Here is an 18,901-nt window from a genome sequence, read left to right as displayed (position 1 = left end):
TGTTTTTATTTTGATTTTGCTGCAGCGATATCTTTGGGTAAGACCAGGTCGCCTTTGTTGTTACCCCAGGCATTTCGCTCGTAGGTAATGACGGCGGCAAGATCCACGTCGCTGAGTTGAGCACCAAATGCCTGCATCGCTGTGCCCGATACACCGTCCACTACCATTTCGATATGTTTATCAACGGGACCGAGTGCAATTGCGCTTCCCTTGAGTGCAGGGAATGCAGGAGGAATACCAGCACCATTTTGCTGGTGACAGGCAGCACACATTGTGTTGTAGACTTTTTCACCTTTCTCCATGAGCTCTTCCATGCTCCAGACCTTATTGGCGGCAGCGAGTTCCAGTCTCGCTTTTTCCTGCTTGGCACCTAACCAGGACTGATACTCCGGTTCTGTTACGGCTTTAACGACAATCGGCATAAAGCCATGATCCTTGCCGCACAGTTCGGCACATTGGCCACGATATACACCCGGCTCCTTGGCCATGGCCCAGGATTCATTGATGAAACCCGGGATTGCATCTTTTTTAACCGCGAGTGCAGGCACCCACCAGGAGTGAATTACGTCATTGGCCGTGACCAGAAAACGAACTTTTTTGTTAATTGGAATGACAAGTGGCTCATCGACTTCCAGAAGATAGTGTTCGCCTTTTTCTTCCCGGTTGTAGATTTGATCTTGAGGGGTGGAGAGGTTGCTGAAAAAGCCGACACCGTCATTGATGTACTCATACTGCCACTTCCATTGATAGCCTGTGATTTTGATATCAATGTCAGATTCACTGGTATCATATATCTGTTTAAGTGTACCTGTTGCCGGTATTGCCATAGCAATCAGGATCACAACCGGAATGATTGTCCAGATAATTTCTACCGTCGTACTTTCGTGAAACTGGGCGGGCACAGCGCCTTTGCTTTTCCGATACTTGAACATGGCGTAGAACATCACGCCAAAGACAACGACACCGATCGCCACACAAATCCAGAAAATGGTCATGTGCAGGTCGTAAATTGATTGGCTGACATCTGTTATACCAGGCGTCATGTTGAGCCCGTATTCAGCCAATGAGACAGATGGAACTAACGTTAACAGAACAGCGATTAACGAATATTCAGATACTACCCACCGATTACACAGTGATTGCATATTAGGGAGTCTCCAGAGCTTATTGTTTTTATAATTCTGCTGGGCGTCCGTCACACTCAGACGTAACTAGTGACTTCATGTCACAAACAAAGATCGTTCGCTTGAGATTCGAGTTCCTGGTCAAAGTCACACAGACACGGGGTTCCAGAGTCGCAGAACAAATCGGGGTGCTTGAACGAAGAACGGTACTGCTTAATGGACAGATACCACAAGTGACGTCGACATCAGGTTACTGATTGGCGTGTACACTTATTCAACAGATCCTTGAGTGATCAGTATAGTCACTAACGATTCCTGAGCACAAACAATTGTTTATCGTTTGATCAGCTTAGAAGGTTGTTTTTTATTCGATATAGTTCTATATCGCGTGCGTTTATTGGGTGTGATTAAAAAACGATCAGTGTGACAGGCTCATGCCCATGGAGAATTTGATGTGGATGTGTGCGTTTTACAGAACCGTGCCGTTACCGAATCACAACGATCAGGAATGAGGCGGGTTGCATGTTTTTCGCATACAACCCTTTGCCGAATGCAGTCAGATGTTAAGCTATCGATTCTGCAACTGTTGCTGAAATTTTCTTGCTAGCCGTTTCCAGGGCAGTCTGGCGTTGCGAGTCCCCCAGATTCACGCCTTCAGCGTAAATAACGTCGATATCATCAAGACCGATGAACTTCAAAAAAGTCTCTACGAAGGGCAGCTGGGTATCACTGGGCTGGTTTTGATGAAACCCGCCGCGTGAAGTTACGAGATAGACTTTCTTGTTTTTTAACAGTCCTTCAGGGCCGTTTGCAGTATAGCGGAACGTCACACCGGCACGGGCGATATGATCAAACCATGCTTTAAGTCCGGATGCGACACTAAAGTTATACATAGGGGCACCCAGGACAATAATATCGGCGGCTTGCACTTGTTCAATCTGTTGGTCAGAATACGCAGCTTGCTGTTGTTGCTTCTCATTCCTATCTTCGGCGGGAGTCATGATTGACGTGAGGTGCGCATTGTCCAGATGTGGGACGGCTTCATTCCCCAGATCTCGGTAGGTAACTGTCGCCTGACCCAGTTTTGCGGCCAATTTGTCAACCAGCTGTTTAGTCAATTCTTTGGATACGCTGTTATTGTTCAAGATGCTGCTGTCAATGTGAAGAATGTGAGTCATGTTGTCGCTCCGAAATTGTGTGATTGACTTGATGGAAATGATAATACAACAAAAAAATAGATATATAAGTGAATAAAATGACTTAAATATATCGATATATTGGATATGAAAGGCTAGGTTGACTATATTCTGTAGTTAATACGGATTAATTTAACGACGTAAACGGATTGTAAACGGTAAACGGATTGTAAACGGTAAACGGATTGTAAACGGTAAACGGATTGTAAACACGCTGAAAAGCGTTGCTGAGACGAGTAAATGAAGACACCTCGAATTACGATTGAGCAATGGGCGGCTCTGAGAGCTGTTGTGGAAACGGGCACCCATGCCATGGCGGCAGAGGCGCTCAACAAGAGTCAATCGACCATTAGTTATGCGATCCAAAAGCTTGAAGACCAGCTCCCCGTGGATGTGTTTCAAATGCGTGGGCGAAAAGCAGAGCTAACCGAAGAGGGTAAAATTCTGTATCGACGTGCTGTGGAAATCCTCGACCGCGCCTACGAAGCGGAAAGTGTTGCCGCACATCTCGCCAAGGGCTGGGAATCCGAGGTCACATTGGCGGTTGATGTTATCGCAAATCTGAAACCTTTACTGATTGCCTTTCAAAAACTGGCAGAAGTTTCCCCACAAACCCGTGTCCGGGTGCTGGAAACCTCGCTCAGCGGAACAGATGAAGCCCTTTTGGATGGACGGGCCACATTGGTTGTTACGTCAAGAGTGCCACCCGGGTACAACGGCACTTTCCTGAATACAATCCGCATGTTGCCAGTGGTGCATCACCGTCACCCTCTGGCCCAAAAAGAACGTATTACCGATGAAGATTTACGCCATCACTTGCAGGTCGTGTTGCGCGATAGCGGAACCAAGCGCGAACAAAATTCAGGCTGGCTTGGTTCGGAAAAACGATGGACCGTCAGTCATTTCGCAACCAGTCGTAAAATACTCCGGGAGGGATTGGGTTTTGCGTTTATCCCGGAATCCATTATTGAAGAAGATCTCGCTTCCGGAGAATTGGTTCAGTTAGATATTGCCTGGCAATCGCATCGGGAAATTGCATTGTACTTGGTTGTCAATATGGCATTGGAGGCTCGGCCTGCGGCAGAATTGCTGGCCAGGGAGATCATTCGTGTGTCTGGAAATATAAACTCAAATTAAGTCATCGTGTTTGAGTACTAGATTTCGCAGCTCTCAATCGAGAGCACCGGTTTCCGGTCAGCCATTTTGTACATCAGTTGTTGCGCAAAGAGCTGGAAGCTGCGAATGCGATCCTGATCAATTCTCGCGAGGTTGCAACGGTCAGCATAGACCAATACGGTATAGCGGTTTCTGAGACCACATAGAACCCCTAGAGACGGAATTTTGGTACTGACAAACGGGGCATGGAACTGCAATTCGGCTTTAGGGGGCGCTTCGTCTGTTTCCAGAATGCGTGCTTTTTCCTCGAAGCGAAATACTTTGCCCATTGGTAAGCCGAATCGAACCTTACAGGTTCTTCCGGAAAACCACTTATCCGTGCCTTTGCCAATGAATTTATACAATTGAAATTGGTGGCTGCCACGGGCGCTGGCCCCTGGAGGCGTTTTTTCGACAGCAGGGTGCAGGAAATCCAAATCTTTGCTCAAGAAAATGCCGACCCGTTCAAAGCCAACCCCTAAATGTAATCCGGCCATCACGGCTTCGATCATTTCATCGGAAATTTTACCATTGGGCATGGCGGTAATTTGTTGCAGATAGTTCAATTGCAACAATGGGTCAGTCTCCTGAACACTGATTTCCCTGACCGGTTCCGAATTTAAATATTTTTTGGCGTGGGGGATGCCCAAGGCTTCCGCAAGCGCAATAGCGGCTTTCGTATTCTCGGCAATAACTCTTTTGATCACCGGTTCCGGGCGCTGCAACAGCGGTTGCATCAGGCGCAGTGAGGCCGGTCCTGATTCTGTTTTGTTTTCCAGGTGGATGTGTGCGATAGACGTCGCTGCTTTGACGATTTGGGCTTCTTTGGAGTAAATGTGTTCACCCAGGCTTTCCTCGAGCAGGCTGCCCAGTTGCCAGCGACTGACTAGAGCCTGGCTCAGGGCACGGAAGGTCGTGCCCAAAATGTCTCTTTGGGTGGGCGCATCGAGATAGCCTTTGCCCTCGTATTCGTCACTCAGCAAATCAATTTCTTTATTGTCAACGGACCAGAAAGCGGCTTCACCAATGTTTACCAGCAATGCCGCAACGAAAACCTCTTCCTCGGACTGTGGTTGGCATTGCCGAGCGAGGAAGCGCGCTTGCACGGCAGCATGAACGGATTTTGTCAGGCACCGAAACAGCTGGGTTCGCTTTGAGGTTTTCTTGAGTTGGTCCACCAGCAGGCTGGTAATTGCCATTGATTTAACTGAATTGAAGCCAATGACCATAATCGCTCGACTGACCGTATTGACGGTAGTTCGGGTCGGGTTGTACATCGCTGAGTTGGCAAGTTTCAAGACACTCGCGGCGAGATCCGGGTCTTTCATAATGGTTTCTGCCAGGCGCGAAACCGTCGCACGGTCACTCTCGGTAATTTGCAGAATTCGGCGGAGCGTTTCCTTGAGTACCGGAAGTTGGCTGTTCTCTAAATAAGACAACCATTGACTGAGCCCTTTAATCATTACGAAGCCCCAAAATGTTAACTGTGTCACATTATCATAGCGTGACCGAAGCCGTAATCATCCTTATTTCTGTAGCGTATTGTGAAATATTGTTGAATCACAGGTGCTTTATTAAGGTTTTGTTAAACGTCGTGCTCGGGTGTAAAGTAAACGACCTGATTCCCGCCTTTTTTCTTCGCTTCCATGAGCGCTTTGTGAGAGTTGTCTGCCAGGTGAAAACCATCCGCAACTGATTGCGGTACCACACAGGCCAGACCCAGAGAAATGGTGAGTTTCATTTGCTGGTTTTCAAATTCGCAAAGGGTGTTCTCGATATTTGCTCGCAGGGTTTCGGCGATATCCTGAGCGGCATTGTCTGGTGTATTGGGTAGTAAGAGGCAAAATGTAGCGACATCGTATCGTGCAACCACGTCACTGGCCCGTCCGGATGCCTTTTTTAACTGTCGTGCGGTCGCTGCAAGGGCTTTTTGTGCGGCTTGTTCACCGAGTTCTTCAATGATTTCGAAATAGTCATCCAGTTCAGCCAGAACAATGGCCAGCCAGGTTTGTTGGCGTTGAGCTCGTTTGCATTCCGTGTAATAAATTTCATCCAGATAGCGGCGGTTTTTCAATCCGGTCAGGCCATCCGTAATGGTGAGCTCGGTGATCTGTTGTTTGGCATGATCCAGCTCTTCTGTTCGTTTTTTTATCTTTTTCTCAAGAATAGCCTGGGATTGCTGCTGTGCGAAAAGCGTATTGTATTGTTCTTCATTGGTTTTGCGCTCCTTGAGCAGGGCGGCTTGCTGATCTTCGATTAATGCTTTTTCTTCTGCCAGTTTGAAATCCTGCGCTCTTAAAACAGTCATTTTTTCTTCGTGCTGTTTGTCGAATAAAGCGACGGACTGTGCGAAGACATGAATCGTACAGGCGACAGGCCAGGCAACATTTAATAACCAGCTTGAATCGGAAAACTGCAGGTTGACCAGTAAAATACAAAGTACTCCGATTGTCAGGCTGAATAAACCCAGGCAGTGATAGTGGGTTTTGTAGCCAGGACGGGTAATGCCCGAGAGGGAGATACCCAGCCCGATTACCAGTGCCACCAGCGTGAAGGGTATAGCGATTTGAAAGTAAATCTCCGGTTTCAGGAGGAATAATAAATTGACCAGCGCCAGTGTTGAAAGAAAACACAGTAGTACAAAAACGGAGCGGGGTTTACGGTATCGGCGGATGTTTAGATAATCATAGGAAAACAACGCGGTGAACAGTCCTGCGATGATCGCAAAGACAGAGCCTGCGACAGCATTCCAGAATTCGAATTCGGGCCATAACAGTGGATACAGGGTACCGGTTTGCTGCAGTAACAGTAACACGAAGCTCAAGCTCATAATCGCGTGAAACAGATACTGGCGCGACCGGTTGGAGAAATACAAACCGAAATGGAACAGTGAAAAAGCAAACAACAGCCCCCCGAAAATGCCCATCAACAAGCGGGTCAGGCCTTCTTGAAACTGGAACGACTGGTGGCTTTTTATCGCAATGGCGGTGAAAACGGCCTTGTTGCTGTGAATGCGGAGGTAGATCTGCGCTTCGCTCTGTGCTGCTAAATTGACCGGGAACACAAAAGCGGTATTAAGCCATGGGCGCTCATAGAAGGGTTTGCTGCTACCGGTAAAATAAAATTGTTCAGCGGAGTCCTCGGAGACCAGATAGAAAGAAACATCTTCAAGTTGTGGGTTACCGACAACCACCAAGCGCTCCACCTGCTGTAATGTCGGGTTTTTGACGGGAATCTTAAGCCAGAAGGCACTGTCACTGAAGCCTTGATTCAGGGTAAAACCGGTATCGCTGATCAACGACAGGTCAAGCTGTTTTTCTGAGTGTACTGGTGCTCTGGATTGTGTTGACGTGGGCAACGCCGAAAAAGCGGTAGCAGGTGTGGAGGCAATATCCGTAATAATTTTACTGCCCCCTTCATCAATCAACATATGGGCAAATGTGGCCAGTTTAGCCTGGGAATTATGCTCTGAATTCGCCCTGATTTCAGACCGGCCAGGGTCTTGTTGTGCTTGTGCGCTAGCTATACTGAATAAACTCATCACACAGGTGAGCACAAATATCAACGTGCCGCTGTTAACCTTGATGTGTTCGAAGAAACCGCAAGTTGCAGTGAATGTGAAGCGACCCCGGTGCGCCATTCTAGAAACGTATCGCAAATGCTTATTCCATCTCTGTAGTATGTCATTATTATAAGTCCAGCTTTTTATTATAGTTTAATATTTACAGTAAGTGGCAGAATACCTGTTCTCACATGAAGTATTGATTCTGTGTTAAATAACATAGTGCTTTGTGAGGTGGGGTGGCAGCGTCTCGCCTTTGGAAAGTCGCGTTGCAACGATCGCGACTAAATAGTAAAAAAGGATATTTATCACCCATGAAAAACAATATGGAAGTCAGTTTTCCGTTCGGAAAAACCGCTAAACAGATACTTATATGCACTGTACTCTCGAGCTCCTACGCAGCAGCAGAATGCGTTCAAACATCAACCGGGTTTAATGCCTACGAGCACCAGGTTATTAATGCCTACATCGCCTATTACGGTCGTCCTGCTGACTTAGCCGGTTTTCAGTATTGGGTGCAAGAACTCGACCTCGCGAGCGGGAATCTGAACCGCATAATGAATCCCTTCGGTAATTCGACCGAATACATGACACGTTATAGCGGAATGACGAAACCGGAGCTCGTGGACAATTTATACCAGCAATTGTTTAATCGCGCAGCGGATCCGGCTGGTCTAGCTTGGTATGTGGCGGAGTGGGAGGCCGGGACAATGAATTTGCAAAGTATTGCACTCAATATATTGAACGGGGCCGACGATACGGATTTGGCTGTAATCAACAACCGCAACCGGGTCGCACGACATGTAATTACGCAGTTAAGACACAATAATATTAATCTCGATAGCGACCTGTTCAACACAATTCTCTCCACAGTTGATAATACCGACAGCGCGACCAATGTGGCGTGTACGTTCGTGGATAATGCAGTAATTGCTGCTGGGGGAACGGTATATAACCCGGGTGAGGATATCAGCAGTATTACGTTACCTCCTGGAGGCGCATGGGACTCCTATCCGGATGTACTGACACAGTTCGATGAATTGGATCAGTATTTGTCAGCGTTCAGCTTTTCCAACGCTTCTCTGACAGGAACATGGTTGCTATATAAGTCGGGTTACGAACAACATGAGCATCATCATAGTCTCTATCAATTCGGCATGTCTGCGGAGATGTTGCGGATCGAGGAGACCGTATTGAACAACGCTCGGGAAATTGTAATCAAGTCCTGCAGTGATTGGCTCAGTGGCGATAAGTTCACTATCGAAAACAACCAGTTCGTCGTAAACTTGATCACTGATTTTGGGAGCGAATTAACACCTATCGATGAATATGATCAATTTGGTCCCGAGATTACCGTAACGATAATTGACAACAACACACTCAAATTCGGTGACGCCTCTTATTTTGAAGGGCAGGGTACCGGTGGGAGATACATTAATTACCGTGTGAAGGCTAAGAAGATATCAGATAGCACCGATCCCATCGCGGCGATCTGGTTGAATTCTGAGTCACTGCCGGTAAACGAGTGTTATGACTATACTTCGGAGTTAGCATCCATTGAGATAAATGGAGTTTCACCGACCCGACGTATGGAGAGGCTAACCGTTTCGACCTATGATGTGGGTGAAGATGGCCGATCACTACGTTACAGTCTCACCAAAGTCGATACAGCTAATACCGTAGAAGTTGAGGCGTTTCGTGTCATGGACAGCGGAACTTTTCCGAGTCACACAGGTACGCTGCAGCTAGATAACCAAAAATCGTATTTAATGGATAATGTCATCACGTTTTCAACACAAGTGACCCGAAAAGGCTCAATCTTAACCAGTGCCGAAGTCACATTTCCATCAACCTATCTGAATCAGTCCACCAATATGGAACGTGGGGCTTTCGCATTGACAATGCCGGATCACTGATTTTAAGGGTGTCAATATCTATCCCGCATCTGTAATTTAAAAAGCCCCGCAGTTTATGTCTGTTGGGGCTTTTTAGCATCAAGCGCGGGTAATATCCTTGGGCCGAATATTTTGTCTTTTATGAACTACGGCGATAACGGCAATAATATCATCAGGCAATATTTCAAAAATTACCCGATAGGAATACATTGAAAATTCTCGGACGTATTCATCTTTTAGTTCGGGGGTCATATGGTGGCGATATGGCAGGGTATCCAGCTGCATTGAGTACTCGACCATCTCATCCGTGACACGCTCGGCAGCGGTTTCAGAATCTTCAGCTATAAAATGATAAATCTCTTTTAGCTGACGTCTGGCGCGCAGTGACTAATTCACCATGATTTAATTTCTTGCCTCAATTCCTCCGCACTGATGATGCGACCATTGGTGATGTCTTCACGGCCTTGTCGTACCTGCTCCAAGACATACAGTCGATACATGATTTCTTCATAATCCACATTATCAGGGAGTTGTTTAATGGCGTTTAAGGCAGCTTGTTTGGCGCTATGTGTTTGCATAAAAGCTCTTGAGAATAACGCACTCATTTTCAATTAAGTGAGTGTTCATTGTACCTCAGCTTCGGAGAAAAGCAGAGAGCTTAATTATCGTCCATCTTCAAGTAAATAACCTGGGTTCATTTCTTCTTGCCATAATTTAAAGCGGTTGAACGATCCCGCCAGCAGGGACAAGTACTCGCCTTCGAAAATCGAACTCAATAAATCGGTAGTGTGCATGGTATACGGTGTTTGGTCGAAAATAATCAGGCCACTGCTCGCGGTGCGGGTTTATTGGCAGCGGCTTTGGGTTTGTTTTGTAATGCGGTGACCAGTTCTGCTTCAGGGCGGGAGATGCCGCATGTGTTCATTAAATCTTCAATTTCGGCACCGAGTGTGACCAGTCGTGCGGCTTCGGAGTAGGTTACACGTCCGGGATCTTTCTTCTGTAGTGAATCAAAACGAGAGTCGATTTTTCGTTGAATATCCTGTATTTCGAGGAGTCGTTTACCTACACCGATAGATCCATTGCTCACGGCCTGCATGTCCTTGCGAAGTTTCTGGAGCTCCTGTTTGAGCAGCAGTTGTGTTTTGGCGTTTTTGCGGCGCTCGATTATCAGGAAGGTGGTAATCATGCACAATGCCACAATAGTGGCGAGACCCAGAAGTGTTACGTCGGATAACATCGTAGATAAGTCTGACATGATTTTGACACCCTCTCGTTCAAGATTTTCGAATTGCCGTTGGGAATGACGGGATTACGTCACCTCGGCTGCAGATACCGCCTTCTCGCAGTGTATTAGCGAAAGATATGCCAATTTAAGGTTAAAGTTGTGATTGAGTTGGAATACCGTGCGCGGTAATTAACGATAATTAATCGCATACTCTATTAAGAGACAGGTTTTGTTGTTATGTTTAGGTCATGAGCCCCGTAGCGAGATCTCGAATTTTTGTGTTTCGATAAGTAGTCACAATAATGAATGATGTAATACCACTGCCCGATGTTGAGGAATCAGCCGGCGATTTCAGCCAGGCGCTTACCGCGCTGGAAGAAAAAAAAGCCGCACTTGCCCGCGTTATTGAAATCGCGCAATCCATGACTGCACTGCAGAGTGGTCTCTTGGCGGCGGTTAACCTTTCTCAGCCGCTAAAACAGCTGCCCCCGAAAACACTTCGCTTCATCGATGATTTAGGGCGCAAAACCCGCAATTTGTCTGATCGGGATGTGTCTTTGCGGCTTGAGAAACTGGACCTGAAAATCAAAGTCAAGCTCAAATCGATTGTTCTGGTTTCCGACAAGGCTCAGAACCTTGGTTATCAAATACTCACTGATGACCGTCTCGGTGAAGTCCACGCACTTATTGATGAATTCAAACGCCTCTCACAGACCGCAATTGCATTGCGTGTGTTATTGAGTAAGCGCGGTGTTAAGGTTTCTCCGCTGGCACTCCCGGTTGAAAAAGACGAAATTCTGGATCGAATTGACCAGATCGAGGTCGAGCAAAAAAACTATCGGGATAATGCGGTTACCAAAATACGTGATATGAAAAATGATATTGAGGGCATGCTCCGGTCATCTCAATGTCGAGAACAGGTCAAGCCGCTGTTATTGTCCGTTTTAAGTGATCTGGATTTGAATGAGCAGCACATTGCTTCAGGCGGTGATTTTACCGATATGCCTGTGGCGATGGCTTCGATTGATATTGTGGGTATTGAAGGCGTTCATGTTTCCCATATCGATCAGGATATCCAGTCACAGGAGCGAGAACCAAGCGAAGCCGCAGCAGAAAATGAGCTGCAACAGGCGAACGAAAACCCAGAGGGGAGCGAGGGGGATGACTCCGGGCTGCGTAAACTTGGATTTTGGCAAAAACTGAAGTTGTGGTTAACGACGTCCTGGAATGTGTCTTGGCGAGATCTGGATAAGTCTGACAGATTGTAGGATAAATAAGACAGGATAAATAAGACAGCCTGTGAATAGCAGGTGTCTGGCCTAATCCGGATGGGCAGGGCAAAATGGTCAATGTGCCCGCTGTTCCATCCGGAGTTAAGCCTGTCCATCCGGAGTTAAGCCTGTTAGGAATCAAAAATCCTTAGAGCATGCTCATATCAGCCCATTCTTCATCCGTCAGCATTTTTTCAAATTCGACGAGGATAATGAGTTCTCCATTCTTGTTGCAGACACCCTGAATGAACTTGGCGCTTTCTTCGTTACCGACATTTGGTGCGGTTTCGACTTCAGACTGGCGCAGGTAGACCACTTCTGCCACAGAATCGACCAGAATGCCGACCACCTGTCCAGCAACCTCAATCACGACAATCCGGGTGTGGTCTGATACGTCGGCTTCACACAAGCCAAAGCGTTTGCGCGTGTCGATCACTGTAACCACATTACCGCGAAGATTGATGATGCCCAATACATAGTCGGGTGCACCGGGTACAGGCGCAATTTCGGTGTAGCGCAGTACTTCCTGTATCTGCATAACATTGATGCCATAAGTTTCGTCGTCCAGGCGAAACGTTACGTATTGGAGAATCGGATCATCCGGAGCCTGACTGCTATGTCCAGCTTGAGAAGCCATAGTGTACGCCCTTTTTATAGAAAACCTTGAACTATTACATTCTTTATTGTTCGTTCGCACTGTGTGTCGAACGGGCAAGTCATTTATTTTAATACTATAGATCAGCTGAATTTGTCTGCCAGTTTTTATGCCTGATTCAATATCTTAGGGGGAATCAAACGAGCGTTTGATAATATTTTGGGAGAATACGGTAAGAATAGTCCTTGCGTGTTTGATCTTACACACGCAAGGCTAAGGGGATGTGGTGCTGTTTTCCGGCGATTATTCTGTTTTACTGGTGCATTCAGCTCGCGTCGGGTCGGTCTTACAGCGTACCTTGAGCATGAGATTCAAAGCCTTGGGGTCATAAATGCCTTGTTCACGTAATGCAACCCGAACGCCCTTTAAAGTGTTATCGAAACCCGCAGCGTCTTTCTTGGAAGGGTGTATCCAGTATTCGTTGGGGATGTCCGCTTCAGCAACTTTAACCGCTTCGAGTGATTCATCGAATTTGGAAAAGAAATATTCCCGGGCGTGTTGGCCGAACTCGGTATCGAATTTGGTATGGTTGATCACCATCTGAAAGGTCATCTGGGCAAACTTGTAACTGTAGACGCCGCCATGGGGTTCCACCCCTTTGTACATCTCTAATGGTTTGTAGGCAATGGCCGGGGCGTAAGCGACATCGACACTGCCGTTATTGAACTTACCCGCAAAACTTGAAGGGGTAGCCGGTACCGCAGATGCGCCAACATGCTGAACCATTGTCATTGCCGCAGGGTCGTAGTCGAACGTCGCGATCTTCTTGCCCTGGATGGTTTCGACATTATGAATCGCTTTGTCTCGGGTAAAGACATAGACGCCACCCGCAGGCATGATGCCAGCAATTTCGTAATCACCGCTGCGCATGAGTTTACCCGCCTTCGGCTGGGATATGCTGCCAAGCAACATTTTTAATTCATCATCCGATGGAATGGCACCTAATGCGACCAATGTCGCCGTAAATTTATTGAAATCCCGCGCACGGATATCCGTCAGCAAAACCGCGTCACACTGGTTGGCACGGAAGTCATTGGCCGCAACAGCTTCGTCAGTATAGGGCTGGAGGTCCAGTGAGAAACCCCATGATAAGGCCTGGACTTTCATGGCTTTCATTTGATTGAACACCGGTCCGGAAGCGCCGAGGGGATCGAATATGCAAAAGCTTCGCGACTCCGCGGCCAGGCTTGGCACGCTGAAAACGGCAGCGGACAGGGCGAGGGCGGCTGCAGATGCCCATCGACGGGATTGTGGTACCGGTAATTCGGTTCGGGTTGTGATCTCTGATTCTGTTTTCATGATTCTACCTTGTCGGATTTTTATTGTTTTCAAAAACTGTCTGGTTTTTGTTATTAAAATTTTGCGCAAACTCAATATCTCTCGCTGCAATTTGGGTGAAAATAGGCACCGTAATCGCTGCTTTCTTTGCGAGAAAATGGTCGTTTATAGGCGTTTGTGATCGATATTCGCCAATTTAGGCTGTATCGCCTTGTTATTTTGAACGTGAATGAACTTGCAAAATGGTAAGCAGTAGTCAAATTTAATAAAAAACATACAAAAATCAGGCAAGGTAGAATAATGAAAACAGGAGACACAATGAAAACGGTTGTGAGTGTCAGTCTCGGCAGTAGCGAGCTGGATTATGATTTTAAAACGGAGTTTTTGGGACAGCAGTTTCGGGTGGTACGGCTGGGGGCCAATAAAGACCTTAACCGGGCGAAGAACCTGATCAAACAGTGGCAAAGTAAAGCCAATGTCATCGGGCTTGGCAAAGTTCGGGATCATTACAGTGTCGGCACCCGAAAATTTATTCAGGAAAGTACCCGTGAACTGGAAGATCTGGTTACCCGCGTGCCGGTTACAACCGGTGCGTCGTTGCGGGGTATTCTCCACGAGTGGGCGATTCGCCACGCACAAATTGATATCGGGCATGTATTTGATAATGCCAAGGTGCTGTTTGCCAACGGTATGGCGAACTACAAGGCAGCCGCAGTGTTGAGTGAGTTTACTGAAAACCTTTATTTTGCTGACCCGGTTTTGCAAACAGGCATTCCAAAGTTACTGACCTCTTTGCATGCACTGGAGCTCTGGGCTGCTGGCACGCATCAACTGCACAGATGGCGGCCACCTCACGTTTTATCGCCTTCCGTAGCGCCAATTAAAGAATGGAATCATTTTATTTTGGGCCGCGCAATGCAGAAAGCGGATGTTATCGCGGCGTCCTATGAAACCATCGAAGATTATTCTCTGGAAGAGCTAGGCGGCAAAGTGCTGTTGACCTCCACCATTTCTGATGAGCGACTGGAAAACCTGCGGGACAAAGGCGTTGATGTGGTGGTTGATATTACACCGCAGTTATTTGACCAGACAGTGGGTGTTAATGTCATCGAAGCCATGATTCTGGCTGCACTCGACAAAAAAGTTGAGGAGTTAACCCATGATGACTTCCTTGAAATTCTGACCAGCCTGGATGCCGAGCCGCGAATTCTTTATCCATCGGGTTATAAGCATACGGCACGTTTTGCTTTCGTAATTCACCCCTTGAGTCAGCAATATTTCCGCAACGCCAAGCCATTGGATGCAATTGCCAAGGTTGCACCCAAAGGCTTTTTGAATGTCGTCGAAAAGGTGATGGCCTATTCGCCTCCATTCGTTTATTCCCGTGTCAGTGGTATAAAATCACCGACCGGTGCCGAGGCCGAAGGCTGGTTGATCACCGTTGGCGGCACGCCAAGAGAAATCATGTCCCATAGCCCGGAGTTTACCTATCGCAGATTGCTCGCCGCAGCAAAAATGGCAAAACGAATGGGTGCGCAGATTATGGGGTTGGGGGCGTTCACCAAAGTGGTCGGGGATGCCGGTGTAACGGTCGCCAAGCGTGCGCCTTTACCCATCACAACGGGAAATAGTTACAGTGCTTCGGGGGCCTTATGGGCGGCGGCGGATGCATCCAAGCGTTTGGGATTGGTGAGTGTTGGTGAAAATGGCAAGGTTCAAGGCAAAGCCATGGTCGTCGGCGCAACCGGAGCGATTGGTGCAGTTTGTGCGCGATTACTGGCAAAAGCCTGCGATGAAATTCATCTCGTCGCGCCAACTTCGGCAAAACTGCTGGCCATGAAAGAGACCATTTTGAAAGAAACGCCCGATGCAAAAGTCTTTGTCAGTGCCAATGCAGACCGGGATCTGCCAGAGATGGATATTATTGTCACCGCAACATCCGGTGCCGGTAAACGGATACTGGATATTATGAAAGTGAAACCGGGCGCGGTGATAACCGATGTCGCTCGACCTCTGGATATTCCCGCGAGTGATGTCGCGAGCCGTCCTGATGTGCTGGTGATTGAGTCCGGTGAAATCGAGCTGCCTGGCGAGGTGAAAATGAAGAATATCGGATTACCTCCAAAAGTAGCCTATGCCTGTCTGGCCGAAACCATTGTGCTTGCATTGGAAGGGCGCTTCGAGAATTTCACACTTGGCCGTAATATCGAATGGGAAAAAGTAAAAGAAATCTACCAGATGGGCCTGAAACATGGCATGAAGCTGGCCGCGATTTCCGGCGTAAACGGTGTGTACAGTGAGGCTGATCTGGCCAGAGTAAGGAAGCTGGCACTGGAAAAAAGGGTGCTGGCTTCCGACAAAGTCAAACCCATTAAAAAGGTGGTTTCGGGCTGATTTCCTGAATCGGGTGTTCGTCTTCCGGTGGGGTAAAACCCGCCGGTGCTTTGCCTTGAAGGTAGAAGGCGAACGCTACCACTTCAGCAATGATCTGATACAAAATTTCCGGTATTTCATCCCCCAGTTCCAGCGTCGATAAGGCTCGCACCAGTTCAGGGTTTTCGTACAACGGCACCCCGTTTTCTCGGGCAATCCGGATAATTTCCTCGGCCAGATCGCCGCTGCCTGTGGCGCTGATGACTGGTGCGGTTTTTTCATCATAGCTCAGGGCAACGGCCTGTCGCGGGCCTTGCTGGTCAAAATCTGTCATTGTTTTTTCCGAGCCCTAGGTCTTGATATCCACGAGTCGATGTTCGACCGGATTATCATCCTGTGTTGGTTTTCCTCTCCTGCAGGTCAAGTCACCGACATCAACGCCCAGATAGTGTAACTTCTCCCGGAAATGTTGCATCTCCTGATTGACCAGTTTCAGTGTCGTGGCGCGCTCTGCCCACACTGTACCCGAGAGCTGTTGCTGTGCAAATTGCATTTGAATCTGTAATGGGCCGAGTTCTGCAAATTCAAATCCGAGTGTGATTTTCCACTGATCTTTGAGGGTGTTTGTTTTTTCGGTTTCACTGTGTTCCGGGTTGCCCTGTTTATCCCGGTAGCGATCCAGCCTTAACTGCAATAGATCAACAGAAGATTGCGGATTTATACAGGGTATATCAACCAGCCAGGTGGAAATGGTTTGAGTATCGGTGGATTGACTCTGGCTCTGATACAGGCTGTTTAGTTGATTGAACTGAATGCGGTTGAGACTGCCAGCAATTTGTTTTAACAGGTCCCCGGTCGTTAGCTCGGTAACGCGGGAATTGTGATTTGCCTGTTGATTCTGCTTGGGATAGTCGAAGGGTTTCAGCAGCAGATTATTGTTGACTTCAACCGGTACCTTGAAGCTCGGATCGATAAAGCCTTCCGGTCTGGCTTGTTTAGGGGCCAGTTGAGTCAGAACATTCAACAGATTGGCTTTGAGATCCTTGTTGATGTCCTTGTTGAGGGCCGATAAGGCACCGTTATCACTGTCACCGGAAAAAGCCTGTCGTGCAAGGTTGTTTTCCAGGAATAGACCTGAATTCTGGATGGCCTGTTTGGTCATCATGGTCAGCAATTGATTACTCACGGTGGATGTCGTTGCTGCCGCAATGCGACTCAGATCAATATTCTGGGAGGCAGCAGTGGTCGTTCCATGCTTACTCTGAGCTGTGACATTGCTGTTGGCGCTTTGGGTGGTAGTCGATGGCTGTTGCGTGCCCGGGTTCGTAGCCATTGTCCGCATACCCTGTGGGGTGGGTAGCGTTGAGGGCGTTAAAAGTGAGGTTGCAATCTGACGACGAATCGCTCCGCTGGCCCGTGACAGTAACTGGCTCAGGGATTTATCATCCTGTGCCAGAGTTTGAATCGGTTGATGCAGGTCCCGGGGTAACGACTGCCTGTTGTTTAGCAGGGTTTGTAGCGTCTGTCTGACTTCGTTGAGCATTGCTGTGGTTTGGGGATCAGCTGATGTAGTTGTGTTGGTTGCCGGTGTTTGCGCCGTCCTGTTGCCAATCATGGCCCGGATCTGACTCAATACCTGGCTCACTTCTTTAGCTAATCCGGTGCTGTTAGCCCGTTGACTTCCTGCCCCTGGCGGATTCACTGTATTCTGCGCTGGATTTCCTCCCAGGGGGGAGTGCATTCCCTGGGCGTTATTCAAAAGTGCATTAATCGTTTCAGGTACCAGCGTACGACCGATAATGCTGGCAATTTGTTGTGTAACGGTTCTGAGCGGCAGCGCCTCGGCGGCATTCATTTCAGTTTTGAAAGACTGCATTTGCAAAAGTGATTGAGTGAGCGACGTGAAAAGATTGAATGTCTTACTCTGAATGGGCTGCATTTGCGCAACGCGGGCCAGCTCGTGTGCAGTATTCAGGCCCGACAAGAGGGAGTTTTGATAGGGCAGAATTTTGCTGAGATGACTGATTATTTGTTGGTTTCGCACCGGTATGTTACTGGCCAAATCGATATTGTTGACTGTCAGAGACCCGTTCGCCAGTGGCACCACTTGTAATCGAGTACCTTGAATTACAGGTTTGTCACTCACAACCTGAAGTCGCTTCCCATCGATCTCCAACTCCGCGCGCCATTGCCGACTTTCCTGTGGGCGGTTTGCTTCCGTGCCACGATTGGGCTCCGAAGTCTTCGTTTGTTCCGATGCTCGTGCTGGTTCTGCCGCTCGAGTCGGTTCTGCTGTCCGATTTGGGTCTGTTGTCCGAGCTGGTTCTGCTGTCCGAGTTGGTTCTGCTGTCCGAGTTGGTTCTGTTGCTCGTGTCGGTTCTGCTGTCCGAGCTGGTTCGGCTGCTCGGGTGGCTTCTGTTCTCTGCGCGGGTACAGGTACTCGTATCGCTTCGGAGGTCAGTTTTGGTTCGTTTCTGGGTGCTGCCTGGCTCTGGGGCGCAGTATCCGTTGTTCTTCTGGATTCGACTGGGACCGGTGCATTATCATTTGGTGCCTTTGTGGTCGTGTAGCTCTGAGGGCGAGATTGAACCAATCCCGGATCGATCGGTTTACTTTGGCTAAGTTCGCTCCGGGATTGCCTGGGAAAACTTTGATTCGCAGTGTTCGCAGTATCTGTCGGAGTGGGCGATTGTAGCCGGGTATTCGCCGTTTCGAGTGTAACTTTCACAACAAGTGCCTGGTACTGCTGGTTGACCTGTAGCTTCAGATCTTTTAACTGAGTCGCGATCTGCCCGGCTGGTGTAGGCGCAGATTGTCCTGGTGATGCTGTAGATGGCTGTGCCTGTACTGCAGGTTGTGTTGCAGGTTGCGATTGTGGCGTTGCCGGTGGGGCTTGAGGCGCGCGCTGTTCAGTAGGGTTGATCTGGGCGCCGGTCATTGACGGATTGGAGGTGCCCGGAATATGTATTGCCATTGTTCGCCCTACAACTGAACTGAGTTAGATCAAAGCACTGAACGCTTGAAGTGGGTACGATGGTTTGATCCACAATATCCAGGCTACAAATCCATCATAGTTCAGGGACTGTGTTCGTTTCAAATATCGCTGCCATTCTCTGATCTTCGATATTGTTACAAAATTACAAATAGTTTAATTAATCGCGTAT

15 protein-coding genes are annotated in these 18,901 nt (G+C 48.1%); 4 read left to right on the top strand and 11 right to left on the bottom strand.

The features are described from left to right. Positions 1 to 5: 5 nt before the first annotated feature. On the bottom strand, positions 6 to 1,145 hold the full coding sequence (coxB, locus tag OLMES_RS15975; protein WP_087462186.1) for a cytochrome c oxidase subunit II: 1,140 nt from the start codon (positions 1,143 to 1,145) through the stop codon (positions 6 to 8). A 542-nt stretch (positions 1,146 to 1,687) separates the two neighbouring features. Next, positions 1,688 to 2,302 carry an FMN-dependent NADH-azoreductase gene (locus tag OLMES_RS15970; RefSeq protein ID WP_087462185.1) on the bottom strand — a complete coding sequence of 205 codons (615 nt, stop codon included), beginning with the start codon at positions 2,300 to 2,302 and terminating at the stop codon, positions 1,688 to 1,690. Between the two features lie 258 nt (positions 2,303 to 2,560). On the opposite strand from OLMES_RS15970, the gene OLMES_RS15965 reads away from it, so the two are divergent. Then, positions 2,561 to 3,457: a LysR family transcriptional regulator gene (locus tag OLMES_RS15965; RefSeq protein WP_087462184.1), complete on the top strand. Its 897-nt coding sequence runs from the start codon at positions 2,561 to 2,563 to the stop codon at positions 3,455 to 3,457. A 17-nt stretch (positions 3,458 to 3,474) separates the two neighbouring features. On the opposite strand, the gene OLMES_RS15960 is transcribed toward OLMES_RS15965, so the two are convergent. Further along, positions 3,475 to 4,938: an HDOD domain-containing protein gene (locus tag OLMES_RS15960; protein WP_087462183.1), complete on the bottom strand. Its 1,464-nt coding sequence runs from the start codon at positions 4,936 to 4,938 to the stop codon at positions 3,475 to 3,477. A 122-nt stretch (positions 4,939 to 5,060) separates the two neighbouring features. After that, entirely contained in the window at positions 5,061 to 7,133 is a 2,073-nt protein-coding gene (locus tag OLMES_RS15955; protein ID WP_157678339.1) for a sensor domain-containing diguanylate cyclase, read from the bottom strand. A 218-nt stretch (positions 7,134 to 7,351) separates the two neighbouring features. On the opposite strand from OLMES_RS15955, the gene OLMES_RS15950 reads away from it, so the two are divergent. Next, on the top strand, positions 7,352 to 8,953 hold the full coding sequence (locus OLMES_RS15950) for a DUF4214 domain-containing protein (protein ID WP_087462181.1): 1,602 nt from the start codon (positions 7,352 to 7,354) through the stop codon (positions 8,951 to 8,953). A 78-nt stretch (positions 8,954 to 9,031) separates the two neighbouring features. Here OLMES_RS15950 and OLMES_RS15945 read toward each other — a convergent pair whose 3' ends face one another. From OLMES_RS15945 to OLMES_RS15935, 3 genes are all read right to left on the bottom strand, one after another. Further along, positions 9,032 to 9,316, bottom strand: coding sequence for a type II toxin-antitoxin system RelE/ParE family toxin (locus OLMES_RS15945; protein WP_087462180.1), 285 nt, complete (start codon positions 9,314 to 9,316; stop codon positions 9,032 to 9,034). A gap of 8 nt (positions 9,317 to 9,324) precedes the next feature. Continuing rightward, the gene (locus OLMES_RS15940; RefSeq protein WP_087462179.1) at positions 9,325 to 9,510 is read right to left on the bottom strand and encodes a hypothetical protein; all 186 of its coding nucleotides are present in this window, start codon (positions 9,508 to 9,510) and stop codon (positions 9,325 to 9,327) included. A gap of 242 nt (positions 9,511 to 9,752) precedes the next feature. After that, entirely contained in the window at positions 9,753 to 10,190 is a 438-nt protein-coding gene (locus tag OLMES_RS15935) for a DUF2802 domain-containing protein (protein ID WP_087462178.1), read from the bottom strand. Between the two features lie 272 nt (positions 10,191 to 10,462). On the opposite strand from OLMES_RS15935, the gene OLMES_RS15930 reads away from it, so the two are divergent. Next, positions 10,463 to 11,428 carry a hypothetical protein gene (locus tag OLMES_RS15930; RefSeq protein WP_087462177.1) on the top strand — a complete coding sequence of 322 codons (966 nt, stop codon included), beginning with the start codon at positions 10,463 to 10,465 and terminating at the stop codon, positions 11,426 to 11,428. Positions 11,429 to 11,579: 151 nt separating this feature from the next. On the opposite strand, the gene OLMES_RS15925 is transcribed toward OLMES_RS15930, so the two are convergent. Both OLMES_RS15925 and OLMES_RS15920 read right to left on the bottom strand, forming a co-directional pair. Continuing rightward, positions 11,580 to 12,068, bottom strand: coding sequence for a chemotaxis protein CheW (locus OLMES_RS15925; protein ID WP_087462176.1), 489 nt, complete (start codon positions 12,066 to 12,068; stop codon positions 11,580 to 11,582). Between the two features lie 261 nt (positions 12,069 to 12,329). Then, positions 12,330 to 13,385: a putative solute-binding protein gene (locus tag OLMES_RS15920; protein ID WP_232465124.1), complete on the bottom strand. Its 1,056-nt coding sequence runs from the start codon at positions 13,383 to 13,385 to the stop codon at positions 12,330 to 12,332. Between the two features lie 297 nt (positions 13,386 to 13,682). Between OLMES_RS15920 and OLMES_RS15915 the strand changes: the two genes are divergently transcribed. Next, complete coding sequence (locus OLMES_RS15915; protein ID WP_087462175.1) at positions 13,683 to 15,758, top strand: dehydrogenase; 2,076 nt, start codon at positions 13,683 to 13,685, stop codon at positions 15,756 to 15,758. On the opposite strand, the gene OLMES_RS15910 is transcribed toward OLMES_RS15915, so the two are convergent. Both OLMES_RS15910 and OLMES_RS15905 read right to left on the bottom strand, forming a co-directional pair. Then, on the bottom strand, positions 15,736 to 16,071 hold the full coding sequence (locus OLMES_RS15910) for an EscU/YscU/HrcU family type III secretion system export apparatus switch protein (protein WP_087462174.1): 336 nt from the start codon (positions 16,069 to 16,071) through the stop codon (positions 15,736 to 15,738). The two genes, OLMES_RS15915 and OLMES_RS15910, sit on opposite strands and share 23 nt — an antisense overlap. Before the next feature lie 15 nt (positions 16,072 to 16,086). Beyond that, the gene (locus OLMES_RS15905) at positions 16,087 to 18,711 is read right to left on the bottom strand and encodes a flagellar hook-length control protein FliK (protein WP_087462173.1); all 2,625 of its coding nucleotides are present in this window, start codon (positions 18,709 to 18,711) and stop codon (positions 16,087 to 16,089) included. Positions 18,712 to 18,901: the final 190 nt, after the last annotated feature.

It is taken from the genome of Oleiphilus messinensis (assembly GCF_002162375.1).
Taxonomy (GTDB): Bacteria; Pseudomonadota; Gammaproteobacteria; order Pseudomonadales; family Oleiphilaceae; genus Oleiphilus; species Oleiphilus messinensis.
The sequence above is the reverse complement of the archived record's forward strand: the minus strand, read 5'-3'. Positions and strand labels throughout refer to the sequence as shown.